This is a genomic window from Cupriavidus sp. D39 (assembly GCF_026627925.1).
Taxonomy (GTDB): Bacteria; Pseudomonadota; Gammaproteobacteria; order Burkholderiales; family Burkholderiaceae; genus Cupriavidus; species Cupriavidus ulmosensis.
On record NZ_JAPNLE010000009.1, the window covers coordinates 2,882,734 to 2,901,044 of the forward strand.

The following is an 18,311-nucleotide window of genomic DNA, read 5'->3' on the forward strand; positions in this document are numbered from 1 at the left end:
CTTTCGTGTCTTCGGATGAGCACGAAGTCTGGGCCGCGAGGGGGCGGCAAGTATTGGAGAAAATTGCGCGCGGCCGCTCAGCCGCTCAGCCGCTCAGCCGCTTCGGCGCTGGTAGCTGCGCGGCGTCAGCGCCACGCGCTGCTTGAAAGCGCGCTGGAAGTGGCTCTGGTCAGAGAAGCCCAGCACCTGGGCGATCTCCGCCGGCGCCCCGCCCGCGCGCAGCAGCTGGCGCGCGTGGTTGATGCGCAGATCCAGCTGATAGGCATGCGGGGTCATGCCGACGTCAGCCCGGAAGGCGCGGATCAGCTGGTAGCGGCTCATGCCGGCGCCGCGCGCCAGCTCCGCCAGCGGCAGCGGCTCGGCATGGTGCGCATGCAGCAGCGCGACGAGGCGGGCCAGCCGGGCCTCGGGCGTGAGCGGCTGGCGCGGCGCGCGCACCGCCTGGCGCCGATCGGCAGCGCCGAACAGCGCAGCCACGAAGCCGCCCAGCGCCGCTTCCTTGGCAGCCAGCGTGGCCGCGGAGAACAGCACTTCGTTAAGCCGGCACAGGCTGGCATAGGTGTCCGCCGCGCTGGTGACCCGCACCCGCGCCAGCGCCGCGGGCAACATCGCCACGCCACGCGCCTCCAGCACCGCTGCCGTCCATGCCGGGTCCAGATGCAGCATCTGGTAGCTCCAGCGCGCGTCCGGCTCCGGATTGCAGGCGTGCACCTGGCCAGCCGGGATCACGACCACATCGCCGGGCGCCAGCCTTACCGACTCGGTCCCGGTGCTGAACAGGCTGTGGCCGCCGTCGACGGCGCCGATCGATAACGTGGGATGGGTATGCGGCAGGTAGGCGGCGCCGCTGTCGCTGGCGCAGCGGCTCTCGACATGCGGCATGGCGGGATCGAACCAATAGCGGGCCTGCCGCGTGCCGGTGACTTTGCTGGATTCGGTGGCTCCGGTGCTGCGCGGGCGCATCAGTCGGTCCGGTATGGACGCTCGCGCAGCCATTTGGTGGCGATCCATTTCTCGCCGGCTTCAACGGGCAGGCCGGCATGCAGGGTGCGCTCGTCCAGCGCGCCGTCGGACTTGCGATAGCTGAAATAGACCGCGTTGCCCTTGACTGGCGCCACCTCCAGGCCAAGCTTGGGAAAGGCGGTAGCGCCGCCCGCCGGCGGGCTGTTCAGGTAGATCACCAGGGTAGCGACGCGTTGCCCGCCGACCTTGAGCTGGCGCGCCTCGCCGGGGCGCTGCGGGTTAAAGAAATCGTAGTGCGGCTGGTACTCGCCGCCGGGCTTGTAGTTGAGGATCTGCAAGCCTTCGCCGCGGTCCGCGGCAATCCCGGTCACCGCGGCGATGCAGTCCTCGATGCGCTCGATCAGCGCATGCTCGCCGACCTGGAACATCGCGCCCAGGCTGGTGCGCGCCTCGATCAGGTTCTCGTCGCCGGTGTCGGGGTTGATCACGGGTGAGCGCGCCAGGCGGCCGCGCGCCAGCTCCACCAAGGCGTCGCACTCGGCATCCGTCAGCAGTTGCTGGAACAGGGTCACGCGCGGCGCCGCGAGCGTGAACAGGATGGGAATCTCGCGGCCGGCGAAATGCGCCGCGTTGCGCTCGCCTTGCACGCCGCGATGGTCACGGCCACCGGCGTGATCCGCTGCGCGCTCGGCCGGCTTGCCGATGCCCAGCTCCGCGGCCATCTCCGCGGCGTTGTCCGGCGGCGTCCCCCGCACCTCTGCCCGTGCCGCGGCGGACAACGCCGCGGCCACCGTGGCTTGCGCGAAGGCCTGCTCGTAGCCGGACTGGCACATCGACTGCACCAGTGCCTCGGCGCCAAAGCCCTGCCCGATATGGCGCCGCAGCCAGCGCTCCAGGTCCGCCGAGGAACTGGTGTAGCCCGCCTTGCCGGCGGTGTCGCCAGTGGCGCTGGTGCCGCGGGTGTTGCTCATGAGGGATTGGCCAGCCGCTGCGGCGAGAACGGGTTGCGCGCCGGCGCTTCGGGCGGCATCACGCGGCTGCGGGTGGCCGTGCCGGTTTCGGGGTCGCCGGCGACGGTGACCGTGGCTTCGGAATACTGCCAGCGCTTCCAGGCTGCCAGCACCGCATTGGGATACTCGGGACGGCCGCGGCTGCCGTTATACCGGCCCAGCGCCAGGAACAGGTCGCCCTGCTCGCGGTCCAGGTAGTAGCGCAGGATGGTGCAGCCGTAGCGCAGGTTGCTCTGCAGGTGGAACAGCTTGCGGCTGTCGCTGTCGCCGATGCTGCGCACCCAGAACGGCATCACTTGCATCAACCCGCGGGCGCCGGCCGAGCTGATCGCGTACTTGCGGAAATTGCTCTCGACCTGCACCAGGCCTAGCACCAGCGCGGGTTCCAGCCCGGCGCGCTTGGCTTCATAGTAGGCGGTCTCGATCAGCTCGATGCGCACCTGCGGCTCAGGGATGCGCCCCGCGAGCCGGTGCGACATTTCTTCGAGCCACTTGAGATAGGCCAGTTGCTCGCCGCCGGTGGCGAAAGCGGGGCGCAGCGGGCGGCTGTCGGCAATCGCCGCGGCCAGCGCGCCGCGCACCGAGTCGGCCAGGTCCTCTTCCTTCTGGGCCCCGGCGTGGGCGGCAGCGCTCAGCACCAGCAGCATGCCGGCACTGGCACGCGCCACGCGCAGGCGGCTCAGGCTCAGGTCAGGCAAGCGCAGCGGGTGCAGTAGGCGCATGGCGCTCAGGCGGACAACAGCCCGCGCACGTGGGCAACCACGTCGGCGACCGGCAGCTGGGTGGCTTCGGCGTCGCGCCGTCCCTGGTACTCCACGCGGCCTTCCTTCAGGCCACGGTCGCCCACCACCACGCGGTGCGGCACGCCGATCAGCTCCCAGTCGGCAAACATGGCGCCGGGGCGCTCGCCGCGGTTGTCCAGGATCACGTCGACGCCGGCTGCCAGCAGCTCGGCATGGATACGGTCGGCCTCGACCTTGACGGCCTCGGAGCGGTCGTAGCCAACCGGGCATACCACCACCGCGAACGGGGCGATCGATGCGGGCCAGATAATGCCGCGCTCGTCGAAGTTCTGCTCGATGGCGGCCCCCAGGATACGGGTCACGCCAATGCCGTAGCAACCCATCTGCATGGGCTGGGTCTTGCCGTTCTCGTCCAGGAAGGTGGCGCCCATCGATTCCGAATAGCGCGTGCCGAGCATGAACACATGGCCGACTTCGATGCCGCGGCAGATCGCGAGCGTGCCCTTGCCGTCCGGTGAAACGTCGCCTTCCACCACGTTGCGCAGGTCCGCCACCACGGGCTCGGGCAGGTCGCGGCCCCAGTTCACGCCGGTCAGGTGGTAGTCGCGCTCGTTGGCGCCGCAAACGAAGTCGCTCATGTTGGCGACCGTGCGGTCCGCCACCACGTTGACAGGCTTCTTGGCGCCGATGGGGCCCAGGTAGCCCGGGGCGTGCCGAAGGTCTCGGCGATCTCGGACTCGGTCGCGAAGCGGAACTCGGCCAGGCCGGCCACCTTGGACGCCTTGACCTCGTTGAGCTCATGGTCGCCGCGCAGCAGCAGCAGCCAGATCTGCGTGCCGGCCTCGCCTTCGGTGGCCAGCACGATCGACTTGACCGTGCGTGCCAGCGGGATCCCAAGCAGCTCGGCCACGTGCTCGCACTTGGCCTTGCCCGGCGTGGGCGTGTTGACCATGGCTTCAGCCGGCGCGGCGCGCTGGGCCAGCAGCGGCAGGGCCTCGGCCGCTTCCATGTTGGCGGCGTAGTCCGAGTCGGGGCAGTAGACGATGGCGTCTTCGCCAGTCTCGGCGATCACGTGGAACTCATGCGAGCCGGAGCCGCCGATGGCGCCGTTGTCGGCCGCCACGGCACGGAATTCCAGGCCGAAGCGCTGGAAGATGCGCACGTAGGCGTCGAACATCTTGTCGTAGGACACCTTCAGGCCAGCAGTGTCACGGTCGAAGGAGTAGGCATCCTTCATGGTGAACTCGCGTCCGCGCATGATGCCGAAGCGCGGCCGGCGCTCGTCGCGGAACTTGGTCTGGATCTGGTAGAAGTTGATCGGCAGCTGCTTGTAGCTGCGGATTTCGCTGCGGGCGATGTCCGTCACCACCTCTTCGGAGGTAGGCTGGACGGCAAAGTCGCGCTCGTGGCGGTCCTTCAGGCGCAGCAGCTCGGGGCCCATCTTGTCCCAGCGGCCGGTTTCCTGCCACAGCTCGGCAGGCTGGATCACCGGCATCGACAGCTCGACCGCGCCGGCGCGGTTCATTTCCTCGCGCACGATGGCTTCCACCTTGCGGATCACCCGCAGGCCGACCGGCATGTAGCTATAGATGCCAGCGCCGAGCTTCTTGATCATGCCGGCTCGCATCATCAACTTGTGCGACACGATCTCCGCGTCGGAAGGGGCTTCCTTTTGGGTGGAAATGAAGAATTGCGAGGCTTTCATCCGTTACTTTCTCGTGAGGCCATGCCCGCCCTGGCAGGTTCCGTGGGCGAGATGGCGCGAATCCGTGGTGCGCGCGTGCATTATGCAGCGCTTTTTGCTCGGGGAAAACCAGCACCCCGTTGCACAAAGCCCCATTACGCGCTTCCTTTATAATCAACCTAATTCTAAAGGATTCGAGGTGCAGTCATGCTCGATCGTGAAGGCTTTCGCCCGAACGTCGGCATCATCCTCATCAACGCACGGAACGAGGTGTTCTGGGGCAAGCGCATAGGCGAACATTCGTGGCAGTTTCCGCAAGGCGGCATCAAATACGGCGAAACGCCGGAGCAGGCGATGTACCGCGAGCTACATGAAGAAGTCGGTCTGCTGCCCGAGCATGTCAGGATTGTCGGTCGCACACGCGACTGGCTGCGTTATGAGGTGCCGGACAAGTTCATCCGCCGCGAAATCCGCGGCCATTACAGGGGACAGAAGCAGATTTGGTTCCTGTTGCGCATGGCGGGCCGCGATTGCGACATCCGCCTGCGCGCCACCGACCACCCGGAGTTCGATGCCTGGCGCTGGAGCCATTACTGGGTCCCGCTGGACGCCGTCATCGAGTTCAAGCGCGATGTCTATCAGCTTGCGCTGACCGAGCTGTCCCGCTTCCTGCAGCGCAATACCCGCGCGCCGCTGAGCCCCTACGGCACCCATGGCCGGCATGGTTCGGTGCGCGCAGGTTATGCTCGCGCGGGGCTGGACGAGCATCCCGACAGCGTTCCGGACCTGGTGCATCAGGACCTGGCCCACGATCCGGGCCCAATTTCGCCGGCCCAGCCGGCGTCCACAGAACGGAGTACCGATGATTGATCTTGCCGGCCGCGGCTTGCGCCCGAGCCTGCCCGCCGCCTGCTTGCTGGCGGCAACCCTTTGCCTTGGCCTGGCAGGCTGCAGCAGCACGTCCAAGCCGCAACACCTGCCGATGCCCGACGAGTCCGAGGATTACACGCCGAAAAAGGAGTTCAGCATCCTCGACCCGTTCGCCGCGAAGGAATTCAGGGAAGTGGAGACTCCGTTGCCAGCGCTGCCGCGGGACGCGGACCTGATCCCGTTCGAAGTCAGCCCCGCCGGCAACTTTACCTTCGCCGTCGACGGCAAGTCGGTGGCCGTGGGTGCGGACGGCGCGGTGCGTTATACGGTGGTCATCACCGGTGCCGGCGGCATGCGCAACGTGAGCTTTGAAGCCGTGCGCTGCGACACCTTCGAGCGCAAGATGTACGCCACCCTGCCCAGGGGCGCGACCGAGTGGGTACGCAACCGCACCGATGACCGCAGTGGCTGGGTCCAGCTGGCCGGTATCGCGCGCAATAACTATGGCGCGACGCTGGCCAAGGATTTCCTGTGCGAAGGCCGCTCCGCGGCCGGCAAGGCGCAGGACATCGTCAAGGATCTGCGTGGCGAAGCACCGCGCAAGAGCGCGATCGCACGTTGATGGCAGCAACGGCGCAGTAGTATGGCGCCGCTCCATGCAAAAAAGCCCGCGAGCGATCGCGGGCTTTTTTGCGTGGTACCTCGGAACACTCAGTCCGCTCAGACCAGTACCAGGTTGTCCCGGTGGATCAACTCGTGCTCGTTCTGGTGGCCAAGCACCCGCTCGATCTCGGACGAAGGCTTGCGCGCGATCAGCTTGGCTTCCGAACTGGAGTAGTTGGTGATGCCGCGCGCCACCTCATGGCCTGCCGCGTCGATGCAGGCAATGACCTCGCCACGCGCGAACTCGCCCTGCACTTCCACCACGCCGATCGGCAGCAGCGACTTGCCGCCGCTGGTCAGCTTGTCCACCGCGCCGGCATCGATCACCACCCGCCCGCGCAATTGCAGGTGGTCGGCCATCCATTGCTTGCGCGCGGTCAGCCGGCCTGTTGGGGCTAGCAGTTGCGTGCCGATGCCTTCGCCACCGGCGAGCCGCTCCAGCACATTGGCTTCGCGCCCGGAAGCGATCACGGTATGCGCGCCCGACTTGGCGGCGCGCTTGGCGGCCAGGATCTTGGTCAGCATGCCGCCGCGGCCAATCGACGTGCCGGCGCCGCCGGCCATGGCCTCGAGCTCTACCGCGCCGGCCAGCGCCTCGTCCACGAACTCGGCCTGCGGGTTGCTGCGAGGGTCGGCGGTATAGAGGCCGCGCTGGTCGGTCAGGATCACCAGCGCATCGCCTTCGATCAGGTTGGTGACGAGCGCGCCCAAGGTGTCGTTGTCGCCGAACTTGATTTCGTCGGTGACCACGGTGTCGTTCTCGTTGATGATGGGCACGACGCCCAGCGACAGCAGCGTCAGCAGGGTCGAGCGCGCATTGAGGTAGCGCTCGCGGTCGGCCAGGTCGGCGTGGGTCAGCAACACCTGGGCGGTGCGGATGCCATAGCGGCCAAACTGGCTTTCGTAGACCTGGGCGAGACCCATCTGGCCCACTGCCGCGGCGGCCTGCAGTTCATGGATTTCCTTGGGGCGCCTGACCCAGCCCAGCCGCTGCATGCCTTCGGCGATGGCGCCGGAGCTGACCAGCACGACTTCCTTGCCGGCCATGCGCAGCTTGGCGATCTGTGCCGCCCAACGGGCGATGGCCTCGTGATCGAGGCCCTTGCCGTCGTTGGTCACCAGGCTGGACCCAACCTTGACGACGATACGTTTTGCCTGGGCGATGACCGATTGCATGGTGGGAATCCTGTCTGCTGGGTACTGCTGTTTTGTTTTTGTAGTTAGTCCTGCTCGCCGCCGGACTGGTCGACGTTGTGCAGGCGGTCATCCAGGCGGATGTCCGGCTCGGCCAGTGCGGCGACTTCCTCGGCCTTGATCGCGGCCAGGTGGTCCTTGATCGCGTAGATCAGTTCGCGGCAGCCTTCGCCGGTCAGGGCGGAGATGCGGAACACCGGGCCCTTCCACTTGTAGCGCTTGACGAAGTCCTTGACGCGCGCATCGCGCTCTTCCTCGGGCACCACGTCCAGCTTGTTGAGCACCAGCCAGCGCGGCTTTTCGTACAGGCTTTCATCGTACTTCTTCAGCTCGTTGACGATGGCGCGGGCCTCGGCCACCGGATCCACGGCTTCGTCGAACGGCGCCAGGTCGACGATGTGCAGCAACAGCCCCGTGCGCTGCAAGTGGCGCAGGAACTGATGGCCCAGCCCGGCGCCTTCCGCCGCGCCCTCGATCAGGCCGGGGATGTCGGCCACCACGAAGGACTGCTCGTGATCGACCCGCACCACGCCCAGGTTGGGATGCAGCGTGGTGAAGGGATAGTCGGCCACCTTCGGGCGCGCATTGGAGATGTGCGAGATAAAGGTCGACTTGCCGGCGTTCGGCATGCCCAGCAGGCCCACGTCGGCCAGCACCTTCAGCTCCAGCTTGATCATGCGGCGCTCACCCGGCTTGCCGTCCACCTGCTGGCGGGGCGCGCGGTTGGTGCTGGACTTGAAGTGCAGGTTGCCCCAGCCGCCCAGGCCACCCTCGGCCAGGCAAACGGTCTGGCCATGCTCGGTCAGGTCGGCGATCAGTTCGCCGGAATCCATGTCCAGGATCTGCGTGCCGACCGGCATGCGCAGGTTCACATCTTCGCCGCCCGCGCCATAGCAATCGGCGCCCCGGCCATTCTCGCCGTTGCGCGCCACGTGCTTCTTGGCGTAGCGGAAGTCGATGAGCGTGTTGATGTTGCGGTCGGCCACCGCGAAGACGCTGCCACCGCTACCGCCGTCGCCACCGTCGGGGCCACCGAAGGGCACAAATTTCTCGCGCCGCATCGATGCGCTGCCATTGCCGCCGTTGCCGGCGATGACTTCAATTCTGGCTTCGTCGATGAACTTCATGATGACCTTCCGTGGTGTAGCGACCGCAAAGCGCGCGCCCGGCCGGGATGGCAGGGCCGCGGGCGCGGCGAATGGCGACAATGACATTGTCGCCAGAAAGAAAAAGCCCCGCAAGTACTGCGGGGCCTTCATGCTGCAAAGGCTGTGATCAGACTGCCGGAACGACGCTGACCTGCTGCTTCTTGGCAGCGCCCTTGACGGCGAACTGCACGTGGCCGTCGACGAGAGCAAAGAGGGTGTGATCCTTGCCAATGCCAACGTTATCGCCCGGGTGCACGCGGGTACCGCGCTGACGCACGATGATGCTGCCGGCGTTGATGGCTTGACCACCAAACACCTTGACGCCCAGACGCTTCGATTCGGAATCGCGGCCGTTCCGTGTGGAACCGCCGCCCTTTTTCTGTGCCATGACTAACTCCTGTCGCTTTACTTTACCTAGTTACGCTTGAATTCGATGTCGACGATGACTGAGCACTGGCTCAGCCAATGATCTCTTCGATGCGCAGCTCGGTGTAATTTTGACGATGGCCTTGACGCTTTTGATAGTGCTTGCGACGGCGCATCTTGAAGATCTTCACCTTATCGTGACGACCTTGGGAGATAACGGTAGCCTTGACGGAAGCCCCGCTAACCAGTGGCGTACCAAACTTGAGTTGGTCGCCTGCGCCCACTGCGAGCACCTGGTCGAGCGTGATTTCTGCGCCAATGTCTGCCGGTATCTGTTCTACTTTAAGTTTTTCGCCAGCAGCAACCTTATATTGCTTGCCGCCGGTTTTTACGACCGCGTACATTGTCGAACCTCTCGATGTGAAATAAAACGCCGAAAGCCAACGCCGGCGCGCCCTTGCGTCCGTTTCATCCCGCTGCTCCAATCAGCAAAAGGCAAGGAAAACAGACAAGCCGGACGGCCCAATTGGCCCGGTTATCTCCCACCAGCGCATCTGCAGACAACACAAAGCGGCCGGAGGAAACCCACGATTCTATACCAAAGCCGGGAAAAGTACAAAGAAAACAGACACATAGCCTGTCCGGCGTCGCGTGGCGCCGCCTGAAGCACTTCCCCGCCCGTTCTGGTCAGATCAGGTCCGCGAGCAGGAAACCGGCCAGGGCGGCGAAAGCTGCCCACAATGCGGTTCGCCGCAGCTTGCGGGGCGAGGAGGAATGTGGCTGGGTCATGGCGGCATTATAGGTCCCCGGGATCGCCGCCCCCGCTTTACGCGCAGCGCGACTGCGCGCCTTGTCGCACCCCCGTTCAGGGGACATACATACACCCGCATGGCTTATAATCGGCGGGTTTTGCGTAACGGTGAACATCTTGTCCCAGTCTTCCGCCACTGCCTTGCTTGCCCCGGTCGCTGCCGACATGCGCGCCGTTGATTCGGTTATCCGCCAGCGCCTCGCCTCGGAGGTGCCCCTGATCGAGCAGATCGGCGAGTACATCATCAGTGCGGGCGGCAAGCGCCTGCGCCCGGTGATCCTGCTGCTGTCCGCGCGGGCCTTCGGTTACGACGGCAACCGGCACCACGAACTGGCCGCCGTGGTCGAGTTCATCCACACCGCCACGCTGCTGCACGACGACGTCGTCGACGAGTCGGAGCTGCGCCGCGGCCGCCAGACCGCCAATGCGGTCTTCGGCAACGCCGCCAGCGTGCTGGTAGGCGATTTCCTCTATTCCCGTGCCTTCCAGATGATGGTGGACGCCGGCAGCATGCGCATCATGGAGATCCTCTCCAATGCCACCAATGTGATTGCCGAAGGCGAGGTGCTGCAGCTGCTGAACATGCACGACCCCGACGTCACGGTGGAGCGCTACCTGCAGGTGATCCGCTACAAGACCGCCAAGCTCTTCGAAGCCTCGGCCCAGCTCGGCGCCGTGCTGGCCGGCGCGGACGCGGCCACTGAAGAAGCCGCCGCGGAATACGGACGGCGCATCGGCACGGCGTTCCAGCTGATCGACGACATGCTGGACTACACCGCCAGCGCCGAGCAGATGGGCAAGAATGCCGGCGACGACCTGCGTGAAGGCAAGCCCACCCTGCCGCTGCTGCACCTGCTCGAGCACGGCACCGCGGAACAACGCACGCTGGCCCGCGAAGCCATCGTGCAAGGTGGCACCGAGCATTTCGATGCGGTGTTCACCGCAATCCACGCATGCGGCGCGCTCGAGGTCACCTTCCAGGCTGCCCAGCGCGAAGCCGAAGCCGCGGAAAAAGCCGCCCAGCAGTTCCCCGACTCCCCATTGAAGCAAACGCTGATCGACCTGTGCGCGTTCTCGCTGCAACGGCAGTCCTGATGCCAAAGCGCCTCGTGGGGGTGTCCTCTTCCATTCCGCAAAAAAGGCTGCTACACTTGTGTGCTTTCGCGCTGCAGCAGTAATTAAGCAGCTAGTAATTAGGCAGGCAGCGCAGAGAAAAACAAACGGGGTGTAGCTTAGCCTGGTAGAGCGCTACGTTCGGGACGTAGAGGCCGGAGGTTCGAATCCTCTCACCCCGACCAGTTTCACGGTCGACAAGACCGTACAAAAAAGGCCGCACAGCAATGTGCGGCCTTTTTTCATTGGCGCACCCGGCTCGCCGATCCTGATTCCCACCCCTTGCGCATCCCCCCGCGCAAGTAGGGTTGCGCCCGTGTCGCGCAAACGCCAACACCCTTTCCGTCTCGCCTTTACAAAAAGTGACCCCGGCGGCAAACTGCCCCGATTCGGGGTCCTCGGCCGCTTGCGGCCAATCGTTTTTTGCCATGACACTTGGTCTAGCTCTTGCACAGAGCCGGCGTATCGCGCCGGCCCTGCTCGCCCAGCTTGAACAGTCGGCACGAGAAAAAAGTCGCAGCTGATCGACGAGATCATTGCCAGCGGCACCATGACTGCACATGATGTGGCGATCTTCGCGGCTGATAAATATCAGCTGCCGCTGATCGATCTGAATCAGTACAACCTCAACAAGGTGCCGCCGGCGCTGGCGGGCAATCGCGAGTTCCACGCGCACCGCCTGCTGCCGCTGGGCCGGCGCGAGAACCGCCTGGTGCTGGCATTGTCCGACCCGGGCAACCAGGCCGGGCTCGATGCCATCAAGCAGAAATACAACCTGCCGGTGGAACCCGTCGTGGTCGAGCACGACAAGCTGATGCAATACGTGCGCTCGGCTTCCGACGACAGCGGCGGCACGATCAAGTCGATCGGCCCGGGGCACGTCGAGCACAAGCTGATCGACTACGACCCGGTGGCGTCCGCCGGCGCGCTGCGCAACAAGACCGCGGCCGACATCGACGACGCACCGGTGGTTCGCTTCCTGCACAAGCTGCTGACCGAAGCCTTCCATCGCGGCGCCTCCGATCTCCACTTCGAGCCGTTCGAGACCTTCTACCGCATCCGCTTCCGGGTCGATGGCGTGCTGCAGGAAGTGGCACGGCCGCCGGTGGATATCCGCGACAAGATCTCCACCCGGATCAAGGTGCTGTCGCGCCTGGACATCTCGGAAAAGCGCGTGCCGCAAGACGGCCGCATGAAGCTGCTGATTGCGCTGCCCAAGGAAAAAGGCGGCGACAAGGACGGCAAAGACAGCAAGGAGCCGAAGGAAACCGTGGAGAAGGCGATCGACTTCCGCGTCTCCACGCTGCCGACGCTGTTCGGCGAGAAGATCGTGATCCGGATCCTGGAGTCGTCGTCCGACAAGCTCGACATCGACCAGCTCGGCTACGAGCCGGCGCAAAAGGCGCTGCTGCTGGACGTGATCAAGCGCCCCTACGGCATGGTGCTGGTGACCGGCCCCACCGGCAGCGGCAAGACGGTGTCGCTGTACACCTTCCTGAACCGGCTGAACCAGGGCGACATCAATATCTCGACCGCCGAGGATCCGGCGGAAATCCAGTTGCCCGGCATCAACCAGGTCAACGTCAACGAAAAAGCCGGCCTGACTTTCTCCGCCGCGCTGCGCTCCTTCCTGCGCCAGGATCCCGACATCATCATGGTCGGCGAAATCCGCGACCTGGAGACCGCCGACATTTCCATCAAGGCGGCCCAGACGGGCCACCTGGTGTTCTCGACGCTGCATACCAACGACGCGCCGACCACGCTCACGCGCCTGATGAACATGGGTGTCGCGCCCTTCAATATCGCGTCCAGCGTGCTGATGATCACCGCGCAGCGGCTGGCGCGGCGGCTATGCACCTGCAAGCGGCCCGGAGAGCTGGCGCGCGAGGTGCTGGCCGACGCCGGCTTCCAGGACCAGGATCTCGACGGCAGCTGGCAGCCTTACCACCCGGTCGGGTGCGAGCGCTGCAACGGCAGCGGCTACAAGGGCCGCTGCGGCATCTACCAGGTGATGCCGATCACCGAGCCGATGCAACAGATCATCCTCGCGCATGGCACGGCGCTGGAAATCGCCGAACAAGCGCGTAAAGATGGCGTGCTATCGTTGCGCGAAGCTGGCTTGGCCAAGGTGAAGCAGGGTCTCACCTCGCTCGAAGAAGTGCTGGCTACAACAAATATGTAAAACAACAAGAGATGTCATTAGGGGTCAATCATGGCGACACGCGCACCAGCCGCCGCCGCTCGCAAGGCGGCTGCGCCCAAGGGGAAACCAGGGCGTAAAGCGCCCACGCAGTACCTCTTCGAGTGGGAAGGCAAGGACCGCAAGGGCAAGGCGTTCTCGGGCGAGCTGCGCGCCGAGAGCCAGGCCGAGGTCAATGCCACGCTGCGAAAGCAGGGGCTGACGGTCGTCAAGCTGAAAAAGCGGCGGGCCGCGCGCGGGAAAAAGATCACCCAGAAGGACATCGCGTACTTCACGCGCCAGCTCTCGACCATGCTCAAGGCGGGCATCCCGCTGCTGCAATCGATCGACATCATCGCGCGCGGGCATGCCAACCCCAACTTCACCCAGCTGCTGTCCGAGATCCGCTTCGACATCGAATCCGGCAGCAGCATGGCGCAGGCCTTCCGCCGCCATCCGCGCTACTTCGACACGCTCTACTGCAACCTGATCGACGCCGGCGAGCAGGGCGGTATCCTGGACGCCCTGCTGGAGCGCTTGTCGCTCTACATGGAAAAGACCATCGCGCTGAAGAGCCAGATCAAGTCGGCCATGATCTACCCGATCGCCGTGCTGACCGTGGCCTTCGCGGTGACGGTGATCCTGATGATCTTCGTGATCCCGGCGTTCAAGGGCGTGTTCTCCAGCTTCGGCGCCAACCTGCCGGCGCCGACCCTGGTCGTGATTGCCATGTCGGACTTCTTCGTCGATCACTGGTACCTGATCATCGGCGCGCCGGCCATCGCCATCACGATGTATATACGCGGGCTCAAACGCTCTGAGAAGGTCCAGCGCGCCAGCGACCGCCTGCTGCTCAGGCTGCCGATCTTCGGCTCGCTGTTCCGCAAGGCGGTGATCGCCCGCTGGACCCGCACGCTTGCCACCATGTTCGCCGCCGGCACGCCGCTGGTGGAGTCGATGGATTCGGTCGCCGGCGCCGCCGGCAACTGGGTGTACTACGACGCCACCAAGGAGATCGAGCAATCGGTGCGCATCGGTACCAGCCTGACCAACGCCATGCAGGCCACCCATGTGTTCGACAGCATGGTGCTGCAGATGACGCAGATCGGCGAGGAGTCCGGCGCGCTGGACAACATGCTGCTGAAGGTGGCGGAGTTCTACGAGCGCGAGGTCGATGACGCTGTTGCCGCCATCTCCAGCCTGATCGAGCCGCTGATCATCGTGGTGCTGGGCGTGCTGATTGGCGGCATGGTGGTGGCGATGTATCTTCCGATCTTCAAACTGGGACAGGTGGTGTAAGGCATGTGGCTGTTTTCCGCGGACGGCGCCAGTGGCGCGATTTCTTCACTGGCTGCCCCCGCGCAGACCATTGCCGAGCTGGCGGCGCTGCCGCCCTGGTTCCTGATGGCCGCCGCCGCGCTGATCGGCTTGCTGGTCGGCAGCTTCCTCAACGTGGTGGTGCACCGCCTGCCGCGCATGATGGAGCATGATGAAGCCAACTACATCGCGTCGCTGCGCGACGACCCGCTCCCCCACCCCGAGCCCTACAACCTGATGGTGCCGCGCTCGGCCTGCCCGCACTGCGGACACGCCATCGGCGCGCTGGAGAATATCCCGGTACTGAGCTACCTGTTCCTGCGCGGGCGCTGCTCGTCGTGCGCCGCGCCCATCGGTGCGCGCTATCCGCTGGTGGAAGCGGGCACCGCGCTGCTCACCGCGCTGGCCGCGGCGCACTTCGGCCCTACCTGGCAGGCTCTCGCGGCCATCGCCCTGATCTGGGCCCTGATCGCCCTCACCCTGATCGACGCGGACACGCAGCTGCTGCCAGACCAGATCACGCTGCCGCTGGTGTGGCTGGGCCTGCTGCTCAATCTCGGCGGGCTGTTCGCCCCGCTAGCCGATGCCGTGATCGGCGCTGCCGCCGGCTACCTGCTGCTGTGGACGGTGTACTGGATCTTCAAGCTGGTGCGGGGCAAGGAAGGCATGGGCTATGGCGACTTCAAGCTGATGGGCGCGCTGGGCGCCTGGTTCGGCTGGCAGGCCCTGCCCGCGCTGGTGCTGCTCTCCTCCGTGGTGGGGCTGGTATTCGCGCTTGCCAATATCGCGCTGCGCCGTCAGGATCGCGATACGCACTTCGCCTTCGGCCCCTATATCGCCGGAGCCGGGCTGCTTGTGCTGTTCTTTGGGCCCAATGTGCTGCCGCTGGGCATCATTGCTGGCTGAACGGGCGCCGGCTGCCTGAAGGCGGCCTTGTCAAACCCATCGCAAGCTTCGAGACCTACATGCTGCAAATCGGACTGACCGGAGGCATCGGCTCCGGCAAGACCCGCGTGGCGGACCTGTTCGCCGCGCGCGGCGCCGCCCTGATCGATACCGACCTGCTCGCGCACGAGATCACCGCGCCGGGCGGGCTGGCCATCCCTGCCCTGCTGGAAGCCTTTGGCCCCGCCTGCCTGCGCGCAGACGGCGCCATGGACCGCAATGCCATGCGCGAACTGGTGTTCTCGGACCCGGCGGCCAAGGCCCGGCTGGAGGGCATCACCCACCCCCTGATCCGCCAGCTGACCGAGGCGCGCGCGGCCGCGGTCCGTGCCTCCGGGCTGCACCGCTACCTGATCTACGTGGTTCCGCTGCTGGTCGAATCGGGATCATGGCGAGCGCGGGTGGACCGGGTGCTGGTGGTGGATTGCAGCGAGGCCACGCAGGTTTCCCGGGTCATGGCGCGCAACGGCTTTTCCCAGGGCCAGGTCGAGGCCATCATGGCCAGGCAGGCCAAGCGCAGCGAACGCCTGGCCGCCGCCGACGATGTGGTCGACAACGAAGGCCCGCCGGAAGCCCTGCCCGCGCAAGTGGATCGGCTCGACCAGCTGTACCGCAGCCTGGCCGGCGCCTAGGCAGCCATGGGGAGCCATAGGCAGAGTGGCTGGCAGCATCCGGCATCATCCTTGTGCGGTGCTGCATGCGGCACCTCAAGTCGGCTGCTTCATTGTCCTGATTGGCGGTCTCGCATAGAATGCGCTGGAATCACGCGGGAAATGGCCGCATACTGCCGATATCGAGGGCCCAGGCCGATTCACATCGCGCAGCCCCGGATGCACCGGAAGCCTCACCGCTCCGGCAATGCCGCCCGGGTCAGATTGCCCACCCGCCAACCCGCCCTGTTGCACGGATACACCCATTGATTCTGTACGAATATCCTTTTAACGAACGCATCAGGACTCTCCTGCGCCTGGAAGACCTGTTCGATCGGCTGGATTATTTTCTCGGCCAGGATCACGCCCTGCAGCATCACGTGGCGTTGACGACGCTGTTCGAGATCATCGACGTCGCCGGCCGCGCTGACCTGAAGACCGACCTGCTCAAGGAACTGGAACGCCAGCGCCAGGCGCTTGCCGCGCTGCGCGCCAATCCGCAGATCGACCAGGGCGCGCTGGATAGCGTCATCAGCGAGATCGAGCAAGCGATCGCCCAGCTCAACCAGTTGGTTGGCAAGGCCGGCCAGCTGCTGACCGACAATGAGTGGCTCACCAGTATCCGCAGCCGCGCCATTATCCCGGGCGGCACCTGCGAGTTCGACCTGCCGGCCTATTACGCGTGGCAGCACCGTCCCCCCGAAGAGCGACGCGCGGACATACTCAAGTGGGCGCGCCCGCTGGTGCCGCTGCGCTTTGGCACCAACACCGTGTTGCGCCTCTTGCGCGAGTCCGGCCAGAGCGGCAAGGTCATCGCCACCGGTGGCAGCTACCAGCAGATGCTGTCCGGGCGCAGCTACCAGCTGATGCAGGTGCTGCTGGACGAATCGCTGCTGGCCTTCATCCCCGAGATGAGCGCCAACAAGTACATGCTGTGGGTCCGTTTCACGCAGCAGGATGGCGACTTGCGTCCCCGTTCGGTCGACGCCGACATCCCCTTCCTGCTCAAGCTCTGCAATTTCTGAAGCAATGACAACCGTAGTCAAATGCCCCACCTGCGGCACGGACGTGGCCTGGGTACCCGAGAATAAATTCCGTCCCTTCTGCTCGAATCGCTGCAAGCAGATCGACCTGGGCGCGTGGGCGTCCGAGAAATACGTGATCGGCGGCAAACCCGGCGAGGAACCCTCGCCGGACGAGGAAGACGAGGATTAAGCACCGCGGGGCCGTTGCGGCCCCGACGGTTCAGGCGGCGCCGCTCTCGGCAGCCAGCCAGTCCACCACGGGGATCGTTGCGGGCAGCAAGGGGCCCACGTCCACCGGCGCCGATTGCCACGAGAAGGCCTGCCCCTCGCGGCCGACCAGCTCGCCCGTCCACGCCGTGACCTTGCAGAAATGCAGGCGCACGTAGGCATGCGGGTAGTCATGCTCCAGCACGTGCCAGCGCACGCTCGCGCCCACCTCGATGCCGAGCTCCTCGTGCAGCTCGCGCGCCAGCGCTTGTTCCACTGATTCACCCGGCTCCAGCTTGCCGCCCGGGAATTCCCAGTAGCCTTCGTAAGGCTTGCCCGCCGGCCGCTGGGCCAGCAGGAAGCGCCCGTCGGGCTGCACCAGCACGCCGACGGCAACCTCGGTCACCTTGCGCGCCGGCGCCGCTGCGTCGGCCACTTGCGATGCCTCGCTCATGCCTGGCCGTCCTGCGCCGAGGCAACGAACGGCTTGCCATGCTTGCCGCCCCAGTCACGGGCGAACTGCCACGCCACCCGGCCCGAGCGTGAGCCGCGCTCCAGCGCCCACACCAGCGCATCACCGCGCGCGGCGGCAATGTCTTCGGTGCTGCAGCCAAAGTGCCCGAGCCAGTGGCCGACGATGGTCAGGTACTCGTCCTGCTTGGGCGGATAGAACGACAGCCACAGCCCGAAGCGCTCGGACAGCGATATCTTTTCCTCCACCACTTCGCCGGGATGGATCTCGCCATCGTCGGTATGGCGGTAGGTCTCGTTGTCCTTCATGTACTCGGGCAGCAAATGGCGGCGGTTGGAGGTGGCGTAGATCAGCACATTGTCCGACTGCGCGGCCACCGAGCCGTCCAGCGCCGACTTCAGCGACTTGTAGCCCGACTCGCCCTCTTCGAACGACAGGTCGTCGCAGAAGATGGCAAAGCGCTCGGGACGCCCCGACAGCTGTTCGACGATATCGCCGAGGTCGCCCAGGTCATCCTTGTCCACTTCCACCAGCCGCAGGCCATCCTTGACGAAAGCATTGAGGCAGGCCTTGATCAGCGAGGACTTGCCGGTGCCGCGCGCGCCCGTCAGCAACACGTTGTTGGCCGGCAGGTGCTGCACGAACTGGCGCGTATTGGCGACGATGGCGTCCTTCTGCCGCTCGATGTTCTTCAGGTCGTCGAGATGGATCGGCGGCAACTGGCGGATCGCCTGCAGGTAGCCGATGTTGCCGAACAGGCTCTGCCGCTTGCGCCAGCGGAATGCGACGGCCTGCTCCCAGTCAGCATCGGTCAGCTGGGGAGGCAACCATTGTTCAAGGCGGGCGAGGAAACTATCGAGGCGGGCAGCAAGGTCTGACATGGCGGCTTGGGCGAAGGCGGATCGTTGGCAGGAATGCGGGCGGATGGCGTGCCGCGCCCGCGCTGGCGGG

18 protein-coding genes, 1 tRNA gene and 2 pseudogenes are annotated in these 18,311 nt (G+C 65.6%); 11 read left to right on the forward strand and 10 right to left on the reverse strand.

The features are described from left to right. Positions 1–93 precede the first annotated feature (93 nt). From OMK73_RS25540 to OMK73_RS25555, 4 genes and pseudogenes are all read right to left on the reverse strand, one after another. A complete protein-coding gene (locus OMK73_RS25540) occupies positions 94–963 on the reverse strand; it encodes a helix-turn-helix domain-containing protein (RefSeq protein WP_267604494.1) in 870 nt (289 codons plus the stop codon). Further along, positions 963–1,934 carry a 2OG-Fe(II) oxygenase gene (locus tag OMK73_RS25545; RefSeq protein ID WP_267604495.1) on the reverse strand — a complete coding sequence of 324 codons (972 nt, stop codon included), beginning with the start codon at positions 1,932–1,934 and terminating at the stop codon, positions 963–965. Before OMK73_RS25545 ends, OMK73_RS25540 begins: the two co-directional genes overlap by 1 nt. After that, complete coding sequence (locus tag OMK73_RS25550; protein ID WP_267606510.1) at positions 1,931–2,620, reverse strand: lytic transglycosylase domain-containing protein; 690 nt, start codon at positions 2,618–2,620, stop codon at positions 1,931–1,933. Before OMK73_RS25550 ends, OMK73_RS25545 begins: the two co-directional genes overlap by 4 nt. Positions 2,621–2,700: 80 nt before the next feature. Further along, positions 2,701–4,421, reverse strand: a pseudogene (locus OMK73_RS25555) (proline--tRNA ligase). A 186-nt stretch (positions 4,422–4,607) separates the two neighbouring features. Here OMK73_RS25555 and OMK73_RS25560 point away from each other — a divergent pair. Next, on the forward strand, positions 4,608–5,270 hold the full coding sequence (locus tag OMK73_RS25560) for an RNA pyrophosphohydrolase (RefSeq protein WP_043349734.1): 663 nt from the start codon (positions 4,608–4,610) through the stop codon (positions 5,268–5,270). Next, positions 5,263–5,892: a CNP1-like family protein gene (locus tag OMK73_RS25565; RefSeq protein WP_267604496.1), complete on the forward strand. Its 630-nt coding sequence runs from the start codon at positions 5,263–5,265 to the stop codon at positions 5,890–5,892. The genes OMK73_RS25560 and OMK73_RS25565 overlap by 8 nt, the downstream gene beginning before the upstream one ends. Before the next feature lie 98 nt (positions 5,893–5,990). Here the strand turns inward: OMK73_RS25565 and proB are convergent, their stop codons facing one another. Together proB and obgE are read right to left on the reverse strand one after the other, a co-directional pair. Further along, the gene (gene proB / locus OMK73_RS25570; RefSeq protein ID WP_267604497.1) at positions 5,991–7,109 is read right to left on the reverse strand and encodes a glutamate 5-kinase; all 1,119 of its coding nucleotides are present in this window, start codon (positions 7,107–7,109) and stop codon (positions 5,991–5,993) included. A 44-nt stretch (positions 7,110–7,153) separates the two neighbouring features. After that, positions 7,154–8,254: a GTPase ObgE gene (gene obgE / locus OMK73_RS25575; protein ID WP_267604498.1), complete on the reverse strand. Its 1,101-nt coding sequence runs from the start codon at positions 8,252–8,254 to the stop codon at positions 7,154–7,156. Between obgE and OMK73_RS25580 the strand changes: the two genes are divergently transcribed. Then, complete coding sequence (locus OMK73_RS25580) at positions 8,244–8,402, forward strand: hypothetical protein (protein WP_267604499.1); 159 nt, start codon at positions 8,244–8,246, stop codon at positions 8,400–8,402. The genes obgE and OMK73_RS25580 overlap by 11 nt on opposite strands. Here OMK73_RS25580 and rpmA read toward each other — a convergent pair whose 3' ends face one another. Both rpmA and rplU read right to left on the reverse strand, forming a co-directional pair. Then, positions 8,403–8,663 carry a 50S ribosomal protein L27 gene (rpmA, locus tag OMK73_RS25585; protein ID WP_006162509.1) on the reverse strand — a complete coding sequence of 87 codons (261 nt, stop codon included), beginning with the start codon at positions 8,661–8,663 and terminating at the stop codon, positions 8,403–8,405. It abuts the gene before it with no gap. 70 nt (positions 8,664–8,733) lie between these two features. Further along, positions 8,734–9,045 (reverse strand): 50S ribosomal protein L21, encoded by a 312-nt coding sequence (gene rplU / locus OMK73_RS25590; protein WP_006162510.1) that lies wholly within the window; start codon positions 9,043–9,045, stop codon positions 8,734–8,736. 572 nt (positions 9,046–9,617) lie between these two features. Here rplU and ispB point away from each other — a divergent pair. The 8 genes and pseudogenes from ispB (at position 9,618) to OMK73_RS25630 (ending at position 16,871) form a co-directional block, all read left to right on the forward strand. Further along, on the forward strand, positions 9,618–10,547 hold the full coding sequence (ispB, locus tag OMK73_RS25595; protein ID WP_267606511.1) for an octaprenyl diphosphate synthase: 930 nt from the start codon (positions 9,618–9,620) through the stop codon (positions 10,545–10,547). Between the two features lie 126 nt (positions 10,548–10,673). Next, positions 10,674–10,750 (forward strand) — tRNA-Pro (locus OMK73_RS25600). 243 nt (positions 10,751–10,993) lie between these two features. Next, a pseudogene (gene pilB, locus OMK73_RS25605) lies at positions 10,994–12,747 on the forward strand (type IV-A pilus assembly ATPase PilB). Positions 12,748–12,777: 30 nt separating this feature from the next. Next, positions 12,778–14,043, forward strand: coding sequence for a type II secretion system F family protein (locus tag OMK73_RS25610; RefSeq protein WP_267604500.1), 1,266 nt, complete (start codon positions 12,778–12,780; stop codon positions 14,041–14,043). Between the two features lie 105 nt (positions 14,044–14,148). Then, positions 14,149–14,967, forward strand: coding sequence for a prepilin peptidase (locus tag OMK73_RS25615; RefSeq protein ID WP_267606512.1), 819 nt, complete (start codon positions 14,149–14,151; stop codon positions 14,965–14,967). A gap of 59 nt (positions 14,968–15,026) precedes the next feature. After that, positions 15,027–15,638, forward strand: coding sequence for a dephospho-CoA kinase (coaE, locus tag OMK73_RS25620; RefSeq protein ID WP_267604501.1), 612 nt, complete (start codon positions 15,027–15,029; stop codon positions 15,636–15,638). Positions 15,639–15,922: 284 nt separating this feature from the next. Next, entirely contained in the window at positions 15,923–16,681 is a 759-nt protein-coding gene (zapD, locus tag OMK73_RS25625) for a cell division protein ZapD (RefSeq protein ID WP_267604502.1), read from the forward strand. A gap of 4 nt (positions 16,682–16,685) precedes the next feature. Beyond that, positions 16,686–16,871: a DNA gyrase inhibitor YacG gene (locus tag OMK73_RS25630; protein WP_267604503.1), complete on the forward strand. Its 186-nt coding sequence runs from the start codon at positions 16,686–16,688 to the stop codon at positions 16,869–16,871. A 30-nt stretch (positions 16,872–16,901) separates the two neighbouring features. Here OMK73_RS25630 and OMK73_RS25635 read toward each other — a convergent pair whose 3' ends face one another. Next, positions 16,902–17,342 carry an NUDIX domain-containing protein gene (locus OMK73_RS25635; RefSeq protein ID WP_267604504.1) on the reverse strand — a complete coding sequence of 147 codons (441 nt, stop codon included), beginning with the start codon at positions 17,340–17,342 and terminating at the stop codon, positions 16,902–16,904. After that, positions 17,339–18,241 carry an ATP-binding protein gene (locus tag OMK73_RS25640; RefSeq protein ID WP_267604505.1) on the reverse strand — a complete coding sequence of 301 codons (903 nt, stop codon included), beginning with the start codon at positions 18,239–18,241 and terminating at the stop codon, positions 17,339–17,341. Before OMK73_RS25640 ends, OMK73_RS25635 begins: the two co-directional genes overlap by 4 nt. Positions 18,242–18,311 lie beyond the last annotated feature (70 nt).

Bases quoted from the DNA above. Each gene is read 5' to 3' on its own strand.
- OMK73_RS25540 (WP_267604494.1), bottom strand. From the start codon at position 963: ATGCGCCCGCGCAGCACCGGAGCCACCGAATCCAGCAAAGTCACCGGC.
- OMK73_RS25545 (WP_267604495.1), bottom strand. From the start codon at position 1,934: ATGAGCAACACCCGCGGCACCAGCGCCACTGGCGACACCGCCGGCAAG.
- OMK73_RS25550 (WP_267606510.1), bottom strand. From the start codon at position 2,620: ATGCTGCTGGTGCTGAGCGCTGCCGCCCACGCCGGGGCCCAGAAGGAA.
- OMK73_RS25560 (WP_043349734.1), top strand. From the start codon at position 4,608: ATGCTCGATCGTGAAGGCTTTCGCCCGAACGTCGGCATCATCCTCATC.
- OMK73_RS25565 (WP_267604496.1), top strand. From the start codon at position 5,263: ATGATTGATCTTGCCGGCCGCGGCTTGCGCCCGAGCCTGCCCGCCGCC.
- proB (WP_267604497.1), bottom strand. From the start codon at position 7,109: ATGCAATCGGTCATCGCCCAGGCAAAACGTATCGTCGTCAAGGTTGGG.
- OMK73_RS25580 (WP_267604499.1), top strand. From the start codon at position 8,244: ATGAACTTCATGATGACCTTCCGTGGTGTAGCGACCGCAAAGCGCGCG.
- obgE (WP_267604498.1), bottom strand. From the start codon at position 8,254: ATGAAGTTCATCGACGAAGCCAGAATTGAAGTCATCGCCGGCAACGGC.
- rpmA (WP_006162509.1), bottom strand. From the start codon at position 8,663: ATGGCACAGAAAAAGGGCGGCGGTTCCACACGGAACGGCCGCGATTCC.
- rplU (WP_006162510.1), bottom strand. From the start codon at position 9,045: ATGTACGCGGTCGTAAAAACCGGCGGCAAGCAATATAAGGTTGCTGCT.
- ispB (WP_267606511.1), top strand. From the start codon at position 9,618: ATGCGCGCCGTTGATTCGGTTATCCGCCAGCGCCTCGCCTCGGAGGTG.
- OMK73_RS25610 (WP_267604500.1), top strand. From the start codon at position 12,778: ATGGCGACACGCGCACCAGCCGCCGCCGCTCGCAAGGCGGCTGCGCCC.
- OMK73_RS25615 (WP_267606512.1), top strand. From the start codon at position 14,149: ATGGCCGCCGCCGCGCTGATCGGCTTGCTGGTCGGCAGCTTCCTCAAC.
- coaE (WP_267604501.1), top strand. From the start codon at position 15,027: ATGCTGCAAATCGGACTGACCGGAGGCATCGGCTCCGGCAAGACCCGC.
- OMK73_RS25630 (WP_267604503.1), top strand. From the start codon at position 16,686: ATGACAACCGTAGTCAAATGCCCCACCTGCGGCACGGACGTGGCCTGG.
- OMK73_RS25635 (WP_267604504.1), bottom strand. From the start codon at position 17,342: ATGAGCGAGGCATCGCAAGTGGCCGACGCAGCGGCGCCGGCGCGCAAG.
- OMK73_RS25640 (WP_267604505.1), bottom strand. From the start codon at position 18,241: ATGTCAGACCTTGCTGCCCGCCTCGATAGTTTCCTCGCCCGCCTTGAA.